This is a genomic window from Streptomyces bikiniensis (genome assembly GCF_000716625.1).
GTDB lineage: Bacteria > Actinomycetota > Actinomycetes > Streptomycetales > Streptomycetaceae > Streptomyces > Streptomyces bikiniensis.
Genome location: NZ_JNXJ01000081.1, coordinates 1 through 10,847, shown reverse-complemented (window position 1 = coordinate 10,847; position 10,847 = coordinate 1). Strand labels below are relative to the sequence as shown.

7 protein-coding genes are annotated in these 10,847 nt (G+C 72.7%); 3 read left to right on the top strand and 4 right to left on the bottom strand.

Translation table 11 applies throughout. The features are described 5' to 3' along the window. Window positions 1–98: 98 nt before the first annotated feature. A complete protein-coding gene (locus OO47_RS32430) occupies window positions 99–2,375 on the bottom strand; it encodes an MMPL family transporter (protein ID WP_030223212.1) in 2,277 nt (758 codons plus the stop codon). A gap of 125 nt (window positions 2,376–2,500) precedes the next feature. Beyond that, window positions 2,501–3,205, bottom strand: coding sequence for a DUF2470 domain-containing protein (locus OO47_RS32425; protein WP_030223215.1), 705 nt, complete (start codon window positions 3,203–3,205; stop codon window positions 2,501–2,503). A 141-nt stretch (window positions 3,206–3,346) separates the two neighbouring features. On the opposite strand from OO47_RS32425, the gene OO47_RS32420 reads away from it, so the two are divergent. The 3 genes from OO47_RS32420 to meaB are packed head-to-tail and all read left to right on the top strand — an operon-like array spanning window position 3,347 to window position 8,345. Further along, window positions 3,347–5,158 carry a methylmalonyl-CoA mutase family protein gene (locus OO47_RS32420; RefSeq protein WP_030223218.1) on the top strand — a complete coding sequence of 604 codons (1,812 nt, stop codon included), beginning with the start codon at window positions 3,347–3,349 and terminating at the stop codon, window positions 5,156–5,158. Beyond that, a complete protein-coding gene (gene scpA, locus OO47_RS32415) occupies window positions 5,155–7,329 on the top strand; it encodes a methylmalonyl-CoA mutase (RefSeq protein ID WP_030223221.1) in 2,175 nt (724 codons plus the stop codon). The genes OO47_RS32420 and scpA overlap by 4 nt, the downstream gene beginning before the upstream one ends. Beyond that, window positions 7,326–8,345 carry a methylmalonyl Co-A mutase-associated GTPase MeaB gene (meaB, locus tag OO47_RS32410; protein ID WP_033211112.1) on the top strand — a complete coding sequence of 340 codons (1,020 nt, stop codon included), beginning with the start codon at window positions 7,326–7,328 and terminating at the stop codon, window positions 8,343–8,345. The genes scpA and meaB overlap by 4 nt, the downstream gene beginning before the upstream one ends. Window positions 8,346–8,432: 87 nt before the next feature. On the opposite strand, the gene OO47_RS32405 is transcribed toward meaB, so the two are convergent. Both OO47_RS32405 and OO47_RS32400 read right to left on the bottom strand, forming a co-directional pair. Then, a complete protein-coding gene (locus OO47_RS32405; protein ID WP_030223228.1) occupies window positions 8,433–9,311 on the bottom strand; it encodes a geranyl diphosphate 2-C-methyltransferase in 879 nt (292 codons plus the stop codon). Window positions 9,312–9,326: 15 nt separating this feature from the next. Beyond that, complete coding sequence (locus OO47_RS32400) at window positions 9,327–10,568, bottom strand: family 2 encapsulin nanocompartment cargo protein terpene cyclase (protein ID WP_030223235.1); 1,242 nt, start codon at window positions 10,566–10,568, stop codon at window positions 9,327–9,329. Window positions 10,569–10,847: the final 279 nt, after the last annotated feature.

The window sequence follows — 10,847 nt, the reverse complement described above, 5'->3', positions numbered from 1 at the left end:
GCTACGAGATACGCGCAGATCTCCACCTCGGCCTGCTTCAACTCGCCTGCAGCATCATCTGCTTGCGACGCCTACGAACCTCATTCTGAAACGATCAGTTAGCGTCCGCCCGGCGGGGGCCGTTCCGGTTCGGGTTCGCCCTCTCCCTCGGTGTCCAGGTGCGGCAGGATCCGGTCGAGGCGGCGGGGCATCCACCAGGCGTGGCTGCCGAGGAGCGTCATCACGGCGGGGACGAGCAGCAGGCGGACCACGGTGGCGTCGATGAGGACGCTGGCGGCGAGGCCGAGGCCGAGCATCTTGACGACGATGTTGTCGGAGACGACGAAGGCCGCGAAGACGCTGACCATGATGAGCGCGGCGCAGGTGATGACGCGGGCGGTGATCTCCAGGGCGTGGGCGACCGCCGCCTTGGGGTCGCCGGTGCGCAGCCAGGCCTCGCGGACGCGGGAGAGCAGGAAGATCTCGTAGTCCATGCTCAGGCCGAAGACGATGGCGAACATCATCATCGGGACGTAGCTCTCGATGGGGACCTTGCCGGAGACGCCGAGCGCGGGTCCGCCCCAGCCCCACTGGAAGACGGCGACGACCACGCCGTACGAGGCGGCGATGGAGAGGACGTTGAGGACGGCGGCCTTGAGGGCGACCAGGAGGCCTCTGAAGACGATCAGGATGACGAGGAAGGCGAGGGCGACCACCACGGCGATGATCAGCGGGAGCCGGCTGGAGACGATGTCGAGGAAGTCGACCTGGGCGGCCGTGGTGCCGGTGACGTAGGTCCTGGCCTCGGTCCCGGCGACCGCCTGCGGCAGGACGTCGTCGACGAGGTGGTCGGTGAGCTCGGTGGTCCGCTCGTCCTGCGGGGAGGCGACCGAGTAGGCGGTGCCGACGAGGACCTGTCCGTCGGAGGTGGCCTGGAGGGGGGTGATGGAGGCGGCGTTCGGGACGTCGGCGAGGGACTGCTGGAGCTTGCCGGCGAGGGCCGCCCGGTCGTCGGCGGGGACGGCCGACTGGTCGACGACGAGGGTCAGGGGGCCGTTGGCGCCGGGGCCGAAGGCCGTGGCGACGAGGTCGTAGGCCCGCCGGTCCGTGAAGGACTCGGGATCGGCCCCGTCGCCGATGTGGCCGAGCTGGATGAAGAGCAGCGGGAAGGCCAGGACGAGGAGGGCCAGGACGCCGCCGGTCAGGAACCACCAGGGGCGCTTCTCCACCCGTTGGGCGTAGCGGTGCCAGGTGCCGTGGGCGGGCGCTCCGGGTTCGGCGTCGGTCTCCGCGACGGGTTTGCGGAGGTGATAGCGGTCGATGCGGCGGCCGACGAGTCCGAGGAGGGCGGGGACGAGGGTGAGGGCGGAGAGCACGGCGGTGACGACGGTGAAGGCGGCGGCGAGGCCGAGTTTGCCGATGAAGGTGACGCCGGAGACCCACAGGCCGGACAGGGCGATGACGACGGTGCAGCCGGAGACCAGGACGGCGCGGCCGCTGGTGGTGGTCGCGAGGGCCGCCGCGCCGGCGGGATCGTGGCCGTCCATGAGGTTCTGGCGGTGCCGGGTGATGAGGAAGAGGGCGTAGTCGATGCCGACGCCGAGGCCGATCATCGTGGCGAGGGTGGGCGAGACGGTGCCGAAGGTGAAGGCGGCGGCCACGAGGCCGAGGAGGGCGAGGCCGCAGATCGCCCCGAGGAGCGCCGTGACGAGGGGCAGGACGGCGGCGATCAGGCTGCCGAAGCCGATGACGAGGACGACGATCGCGACGGCGAAGCCGATGGCCTCGCTGGTGCGGTCGTCGGCGGCGGGGCGGGCCAGTTCACCGAGGGTGCCGCCGTACTCGACGGTGACGCCGGCGTCGCGGAGCGGCTGGACGGCCGTGTCGACGCCGTTCAGGTAGTCGGTGCCGAGGGTGGAGGGCGGGACGCCGAAGCGGACGGTGATGTAGGCGGTCCTGCCGTCGGTGGAGAGCGGGCCGGTGTCGGGGGTTCCGGCGGGGGTGGCGGGCGGGGTGGTGCCCGGCGGCGGCAGCGGGTTCTGAACGCCGAGGACGTCGGGCAGCTTCTCCAGGGCGGCGACGGTGGAGTTGACGGCGGACGCCTCGTCCGTGAGGGGTCCTGACGGCCGGTTGAGGACGATCTGGGCGCCGTAGCCGCCGGCCGCGGGGTCGTGCGCCTCCAGGACGGCGAGTCCTTGTGCCGACTGGACCCCGGGGAGGTCGAAGTCGTCGGAGTACTGGCCCCCCACTGTGCGGTCGAGGACCTGGAGGCCCACCACGGCCGCCAGCCACAGGAGGATGACGACGACGAAGTGGCGGGCGCACCAGTGTCCCGTGCGGTACAGCGCGCCCCTCTGCGGTGACGGCCGGCCCTTGGCCGGGCTTCCTGCGTTCATGGCGTGGCCGTGTCCCGGTAGGGGGTCCCCGAGCGGTTCCGGTGCCGGCGACGTACGGGCCGACCCGTCCATTCTTCGTCCGCGGCCGCGCTTCGGCATCTCGACGGGGCCCGGGGCGGGGCCGTTCAGGTCAGCAGGCGGTTGGGGTGGGAGGAGCGGCGGGCGGCGGCGAGGAGGGCGTGGATGCGGGGGCCCGCCTCCTCGACGTCCCTGACGGGGGTGGGGAAGGGCAGCCGGGCGTCCTGGTGGCCGGTGGGGTGTTCGAGGCGCAGGGTGATGCCGTAGCGGTCCAGGGCGACGGGGAGGGCGCGGACCATGTCCCGGTCGGGGCGGGGCCGGACGAGGCGGAGCAGCAGGGGGACGAGTTCGGCGTGGTCGTCGACCAGGTGGGTGAGCATGGCCGCCTCGCAGCCGGCCAGCGGGTCGGGTTCGGTCGCCTGGAGTTCGTCGAGGGCGACGAAGGTGCGCCCGTCGGCGTCCTCCAGGAGGGCCTGGCCGAACTCCATGCAGGTGCTCCGGCTGGCGTCGGACTCGTAGGGGGCGTCGAGGAGTCCGGTGAGGGTGACGCGGGCGCGCAGGCGCTCGCGGACCGGGGTGGGGGCGATGTCGGTGAGTTCGAGGCGTACGGGGAGGCGGGCGGCCCGTCCGGTGGGGCAGTCCTCGGAGGGGTCGTGCAGGTGGATGTGGCCCATGGGGCCCGTGCCGTCCAGGCGGTGCACCTCCTGCTCGCCGCCGTCGGTGACGACGGTCATGGAGTGGGCCGCGGTCAGGACGGAGCGCACGCGTTCGGCGGGGGTGGGGCGGGCGGCACGGGTGCTGAAGGGGCGCATGCGAGTTCTCCCGGGACAGGGGACGGAAAGACCGAAGACCAAACTTAGGCAAGCCTAACCTAACCCACAAGGGATGAAGAGAAGAAGGTCACAGTCGCGCGCTCTCCTGCTCACTTGTCGATCTCCCCTAGCATCCGAAACATGACGGTCCTGCCTGACGACGGGCTTTCCCTGGCGTCCGAATTCCCAGACGCGCCACATGAGCAGTGGCAAAACCTCGTGGCGGGCGTCCTGCGCAAATCGGGCAAGGAGGTCTCCGGCGCCGAAGCCGAGGACGCCCTGTCCACCCTGCTGGAGGACGGCCTCGACACGCGCCCGCTGTACACCGCGCGCGACGCCGCGCCCGACCCCGGCCTGCCCGGCTTCGCCCCCTTCGTACGCGGCGGCCGGGCCGAGGGCAACACCACCGGCGGCTGGGACGTGCGCCAGCGCCACCTCACCCCCGACAACGACGCGGTCCTCTCCGACCTGGAGAACGGCGTCACCTCCCTGTGGCTCGGCGTCGGCGGCACCGGCATCCCGGTCGACGCCCTGGACGCGACCCTCGCCGGCGTCTACCTCGACCTCGCGCCCGTCGCCCTCGACGCGGGCGACGAGACCGCGGCCGCCGCCGAGCGCCTCTTCCGCCTGTACGAGGAGCGGGGCGTCGCCCCGGAGGCCGCCCGGGGCAACCTGGGCGCCGACCCCCTGGGCCACGAGGCCCGCACGGGCCGGCAGGCGTACGACCTGGCGTCCGTCGCCGGCCTCGCGCGCCGCTGCGCCGACGGCTACCCGGGCCTGCGGGCCCTGACCGTGGACGCCCTGCCGTACCACGAGGCCGGCGGCTCGGCCGCGCAGGAGCTGGGCTGCTCCCTCGCGACCGGCGTGGCCTACCTGCGCGGGCTCACCGGGGCCGGGCTGAGCGTCACGGAGGCCCTCGGGCAGATCGAGTTCCGCTACGCGGCCACCGCCGACCAGTTCCTGACGATCGCCAAGTTCCGCGCGGCGCGCCGGCTCTGGGCCCGGGTGGCCGAGGCCTCCGGCGCCCCGGAGGCGGGCGCGCAGCGCCAGCACGCGGTGACCTCGCCGGTGATGATGACGCGCCGCGACCCGTGGGTGAACATGCTGCGCACCACGATCGCCACGCTCGCCGCCGGAGTCGGCGGCGCGGACGGCGTCACCGTGCTGCCCTTCGACGACGCGCTCGGCCTGCCGGACGCCTTCGCCCGCCGCATCGCCCGCAACACCTCCACCGTCCTCATCGAGGAGTCCCACCTCGCCCGGGTCATCGACCCGGCCGGCGGCTCCTGGTACGTGGAACGGCTCACCGACGAACTGGCCCACGCCGCCTGGGAGTTCTTCCTTACGATCGAGCGGGAGGGCGGCCAGGAGGCGGCCCTGCGCTCCGGCTTCACCGGCGAGCGCCTGGCCGAGACCTGGGCCGCCCGCAGCAGGAAGCTCGCCACCCGTCGCGAGCCCATCACCGGCGTCAGCGAGTTCCCGCACCTCGCGGAGAAGCCCGTCGAGCGCGCCCCCGCGCCCGAGCCGCCCTCCGGCGGCCTGCCCCGCGTCCGGCGCGACGAGGCGTACGAGGAGCTGCGCGCCCGCTCCGACGCCCACCTCGCGGCGACCGGCTCCCGGCCGAAGGTCTACCTGGCCGCGCTCGGCCCGGCGGCCGCGCACTCGGCCCGGCTGACGTTCGCCGCCAACCTCTTCCAGGCGGGCGGCATCGAGCCGGTCACCGAGGGCACGTTCGAGGAGAGCGGCGCCCGCGAGGCCTGCCTCTGCTCCAGCGACGCCCTGTACGAGGAGCGGGCCGAGGCCACCGCGGCCGAGCTGCGCGCGGCGGGGGCGGAGCACGTCCTCCTCGCCGGCCGGGGGCAGTACTCCGGTGTCGACACGTACCTCTTCGCGGGCTGTGACGCCGTCGCCCTGCTCACCACCGCCCTCGACCGCATGGGAGTGTCCCGATGACCGTCCCCGACTTCTCCGGGATCGAACTCGGGTCCCCCGCCCGCGGCGCCGGCCCCGACGAGTGGCGCGCGGCCGTCAAGAAGGCCGCGGGCGGCGACGACCTGCTCTGGGAGACCCCCGAGGGCATCGGCGTCAAGCCGCTCTACACCGGGCAGGACCTGGAGGGCCTCGACTTCCTGGACACCCGCCCGGGCATGGCGCCGTACCTGCGCGGCCCGTACCCGACGATGTACGTCAACCAGCCCTGGACGATCCGGCAGTACGCGGGCTTCTCCACCGCCGAGGAGTCCAACGCCTTCTACCGGCGCAACCTGGCGGCCGGGCAGAAGGGGCTGTCGGTCGCCTTCGACCTGCCGACCCACCGCGGCTACGACAGCGACCACCCGCGCGTCACCGGCGACGTCGGCATGGCGGGCGTCGCCATCGACTCGATCTACGACATGCGCCAGCTGTTCGACGGCATCCCGCTGGACAGGATGACCGTGTCGATGACGATGAACGGCGCGGTCCTGCCGGTCCTCGCGCTCTACATCGTGGCCGCCGAGGAGCAGGGCGTACCGCCCGAGAAGCTGGCCGGGACCATCCAGAACGACATCCTCAAGGAGTTCATGGTCCGCAACACGTACATCTACCCGCCCGGGCCTTCGATGCGGATCATCTCCGACATCTTCGCCTACACCTCGCAGCGGATGCCGCGCTACAACTCGATCTCCATCTCGGGCTACCACATCCAGGAGGCGGGCGCGACGGCCGACCTGGAGCTGGCGTACACGCTCGCGGACGGCGTCGAGTACATCCGCGCGGGCCGCGAGGCCGGGCTCGACGTGGACGCGTTCGCCCCGCGCCTGTCGTTCTTCTGGGCGATCGGCATGAACTTCTTCATGGAGGTCGCCAAGCTGCGCGCGGCCCGCCTCCTGTGGGCCAAGCTGGTCAGACAGTTCGACCCGAAGAACACCAAGTCCCTCTCGCTGCGCACCCACTCGCAGACCTCGGGCTGGTCGCTGACCGCGCAGGACGTGTTCAACAACGTCACCCGCACCTGCGTGGAGGCGATGGCGGCGACCCAGGGCCACACCCAGTCGCTGCACACCAACGCGCTCGACGAGGCCCTCGCCCTGCCGACCGACTTCTCGGCCCGCATCGCCCGCAACACCCAGCTCCTCCTCCAGCAGGAGTCGGGCACCTGCCGGACCATCGACCCGTGGGGCGGCAGCGCGTACGTCGAGCGGCTGACCTACGACCTCGCGCGCCGCGCCTGGCAGCACATCCAGGAGGTCGAGGGCGCCGGCGGCATGGCGAAGGCCATCGACGCGGGCATCCCCAAGCTGCGCGTGGAGGAGGCCGCGGCCCGCACCCAGGCCCGGATCGACTCCGGCCGGCAGCCGGTAATCGGCGTCAACAAGTACCGGGTGGAGACCGACGAGCAGATCGAGGTGCTCAAGGTCGACAACTCCTCCGTGCGCGCCCAGCAGATCGCCAAGCTGCGGCGACTGCGCGAGGAGCGGGACGAGACCGCCTGCCGGGACGCGCTCGACGCGCTCACCCGCGCGGCGGGCGGCGACGGCAACCTGCTCGAACTGGCCGTGAACGCGGCCCGCGCGAAGGCCACCGTCGGCGAGATCTCGGACGCCCTGGAGAAGGTGTACGGGCGCCACGCGGGCCAGATCCGTACCATTTCCGGTGTGTACCGCAACGAAGCAGGGGAGTCGCCCTCCGTGGAGCGCACCCGGACCCTGGTGGACGCCTTCGGCGAGGCCGAGGGGCGGCGCCCCCGCATCCTGGTCGCCAAGATGGGCCAGGACGGACACGACCGCGGCCAGAAGGTGATCGCCACGGCCTTCGCCGACCTGGGCTTCGACGTGGACGTCGGCCCGCTGTTCCAGACCCCGGCCGAGGTCGCCCGCCAGGCCGTCGAGGCGGACGTGCACATCGTCGGGGTCTCCTCCCTGGCCGCGGGTCACCTGACCCTCGTGCCGGCGCTCCGGGAGGAGCTGGCGGCCGAGGGCCGCGAGGACATCATGATCGTGGTCGGCGGGGTGATTCCCCCGCAGGACGTGGCGACGCTCCTGGAGATGGGCGCGACGGCGGTCTTCCCGCCCGGCACCGTCATCCCGGACGCGGCCCACGACCTGGTGACGCGCCTCGCCGCCGGACTCGGGCACGACCTGTGATCGGACTCGACACGTACGTGAAGGGGGTGCTCGACGGGAAGCGCGCGCTGATCGCCCGGGCGATCACCCTCGTCGAGTCCACCCGGCCCCAGCACCGGGCCCTCGCCCAGGAACTCCTCACCGAGCTGCTGCCGCACAGCGGCCGGGCGGTGCGGATCGGGATCAGCGGGGTGCCCGGGGTCGGCAAGTCGACCTTCATCGACGCGTTCGGGACGATGCTGACCGGGCTCGGCCACCGGGTGGCGGTCCTCGCCGTCGACCCGTCGTCGAGCCGTACGGGCGGCTCCATCCTCGGCGACAAGACGCGGATGGAACGCCTCGCCGTCGACCCGGCGGCCTTCGTCCGCCCCTCCCCCACCGCCGGCACGCTCGGCGGGGTCGCGAAGGCGACCCGGGAGTCGATCGTCGTCATGGAGGCGGCGGGGTACGACGTGGTCCTGGTGGAGACGGTGGGCGTCGGGCAGTCGGAGACGGCCGTCGCCAACATGGTCGACTCCTTCCTGCTGCTCACCCTGGCCCGCACCGGCGACCAGCTCCAGGGCATCAAGAAGGGCGTCCTGGAACTGGCCGACGTGGTCGCCGTCAACAAGGCGGACGGCCCGCACGAGCGCGACGCGCGGGCCGCCGCGCGCGAGCTGGCGGGCGCGCTGCGGCTGATGCACGGCGCCGACGCGTTCTGGACGCCGCCGGTGCTCAGTTGCAGCGCCCGGGAGTCCTCGGGCCTCGACGAGGTGTGGGGGCGCCTGGAGCAGCACCGCGCCCTGCTCGACTCGACCGGCCGCCTCACGGCCAAGCGCCAGGACCAGCAGGTCGACTGGACCTGGACCATGGTCCGCGAGGAACTGCTCGACCGGCTGCGCACGAACCCGGCGGTCCAGGAACTCGCGCCCCTCCTGGAACGCCGGGTCAGGGACGGCGAACTGACGGCGACGCTGGCGGCCGAGCGGGTCCTGAGGGCGTTCGGGGACACCGCCCAGGGCCGGGAACGACCGACGCCGGGGGCGACGGGACCGTAGGAGGTCGGTCCGGTGGCCCCCGGCGCGTTCTTGTGCCACGACCGCGGTCGAAAGCGATCGACCGCGGTCAGAGCCGGTCGTTTGCGGTTAGACCCGGTCGGCCGCGATCAGGACGTACTGGAAGGAACCGTCCCTATACGACTCGATGAACGCCTCCTCGATGCCGGTGACCAGCGAGGACGTGGCCCGCAGCTCCCAGTAGGGCAGCGTCTCCGGGGTCAGGTCCACGACGGCCTGCGGGACGAGCCGGTTGTCGGCCATCGCCCGCAGGTACTCGCGGCGGGAGTGGATGTTGCACTCGAAGTGCGCGTTGATCTGCGAGACCCACTTCGAGGGCTGGCCGTACTTGGGGTTCCAGCAGCCGGTGATGGTGACGTACCGGCCGCCGACCTTCAGGAACCGGGCGTGCTCGGCGAAGAGGTCGTCCAGGTCGACGTACATGCTCGACTCGTTGTTCCAGGAGGCGGCGACGCTGCCCTTCTCGAACGGGGTGTCGAGCATGTTGCAGACGCGGGCGCGGACGTGGTCCTCGATGCCCAGTTCCTTGGCGCGCCGGTTGCCGAAGTCGGCCTGCGCGGAGGAGAGGGTGACGCCCTCGACCTTGCAGCCGAAGCGCTGGTGGGCCATGACGCTGGAACCGCCCCGGCCGCAGCCGGCGTCGACGAGCGTGTCCTCGCGCCCGATGTCCCCGAGGTGGTCGAGGAGGACGTCGGTCTGCGCCGACTCCAGACGGTGCAGCTCGGCGATGAGCTTCTTCTCGTACGCGCTGTCCTGCGGGTCCCCGAGGGCGGCGTGGTCGACGGCTCCGACGCCGTAGTGGTGGTGGTAGAGCCCGTCGACGTCGCCGAGGCGCAGGTTCACGGGCCGCGCCTCGGCGTTCCAGTAGCGGGCGATGTCGCCCTGGTAGGGGGTGGCGGGGCCCGGGACGAACGCGGGGGCGGTGGTGGTCGTGTCGGTGCTGGTCACTGATGGTTCCGTTTCTTACCAGAAGTCGGGCAGGCTGTAGCGGTAGGTGTTGGTCCGGTGCCAGTGGTGGTTGCCGTCGACCCACACGGCCACGCCCCGCAGGAAGCGCAGCACGCTCGGGACGGGGCAGGCGGCGGCCAGGGCGGCGGCCTCGGCCTCGAAGTCGCGCATGAGGTCGTTGTGGACCTCGATCGCCTTCAGGTAGGCGTCCTTCTCGGAGAGCGACTCGCGCTCCGCGAGCACCACGGGCAGGTTCAGATGGCGGCCGGGGGCGGCCAGTTCCTTGGTGTACGAGTACAGGTCGTTGACGATCGTGCTGGCGTTGCCGGCCAGGGCCAGGATCCGCTGCATGTCGGGGCGGGCGTGCAGGTCGGCGGGGAGTTCGTAGCCGCCGACGGTGTCGGTGATGGTCGGGCAGGGGCGGAAGTTGTTGAACTGCCGCATCGCGAGGTACTCCCACACCTCCGGCAGGTGGTCGGTCTCGGCCCAGGCGGCCTCGGCGAGGTAGCCCAGGTGCAGCCGGGCCATGTCGTGCCGGTACCGGTCGGCCTGGGAGGGGGTGGCCTGCCGGACGAAGTACTCCATGGCGGAGCGGTACGCGCGCCGGGGGGCGTCCGCGTGCAGCGACTCCGCCCACTGCGGCTGGTAGGCCGCCGTGGTGTGCAGCGGGTCGAGGGCGGTGTGGGCGAGGAGGAGCCGGCCGCCGAGGCCGACGGGCGAACCGCCGTGGTCCTCGCAGTAGCAGTCGTCGACCGCGTTCTCGGCGACCATCAGGCGGGTGGCGACCATCAGGTGGTCGACGGTCGGGGCGTCGGGGTGGCAGGCGACCATGTAGCGGCCGACCAGGAAGCCGTCGAACTCCCCTTCCCAGTCCTCGGGGAACAGGTCGACCTCGTCCACCGCCCACTCCTTGATCCGGCGGCTGACCTCCGCCACGCGCGCGGGGTCGGGCTCCGGCACGGGATGGAAGTAGAGGCCGGGGATCGGACGTCCCTCCGCCGGCTCGGCCGGCGGAGGGACGTCCGGTACGGGGGGCTCCGCGCGCGGGACCAGGGAGAGGCCCGCCGTGCCCAGGCCGCTGGGACCGCGCAGGATCCGTTCGAGGTCGGTCAGGGGCGGGGCGACCGGGCCGCTGCCGGGAGCGACCGGGCCGCTGCCGGGAGCGGCGGGGGCGGTGGGAGCGGTGGGCAGGGTGAGTGCGTGGGACGCGGCCGTGGGCAGGCTCGACCGCAGGGGGGAAGGCCCGGGATCGGGCATCCGTGACTCCTCGGAGGGATGGGCGGACCGCCCGGCTCCGGGCGTACGCGCCCGGCCCGGGGGCTCCGGGCTGTGCTGAACGGGCTGGTGCTAAACGGGCTGGTACGGAACGGGCTCGTGCCGAACGGGTGCGCGCCGAAGGGGCGGGCGGACGCCGAAGGGGCGGTGGGCGCCGGGGTGCTAGGGCGTGTGTCGAAAGTAGCGTCGTCTGCCCGGAGGGCAGGCCCGGCGGTGTCCGGTGCGTGCGATCGCAAGGCGGAGGGTCGCCCCGATACTGGA

Bases quoted from the DNA above. Each gene is read 5' to 3' on its own strand.
- OO47_RS32420 (WP_030223218.1), top strand. From the start codon at position 3,347: ATGACGGTCCTGCCTGACGACGGGCTTTCCCTGGCGTCCGAATTCCCA.
- OO47_RS32430 (WP_030223212.1), bottom strand. From the start codon at position 2,375: ATGAACGCAGGAAGCCCGGCCAAGGGCCGGCCGTCACCGCAGAGGGGC.
- OO47_RS32400 (WP_030223235.1), bottom strand. From the start codon at position 10,568: ATGCCCGATCCCGGGCCTTCCCCCCTGCGGTCGAGCCTGCCCACGGCC.
- scpA (WP_030223221.1), top strand. From the start codon at position 5,155: ATGACCGTCCCCGACTTCTCCGGGATCGAACTCGGGTCCCCCGCCCGC.
- OO47_RS32425 (WP_030223215.1), bottom strand. From the start codon at position 3,205: ATGCGCCCCTTCAGCACCCGTGCCGCCCGCCCCACCCCCGCCGAACGC.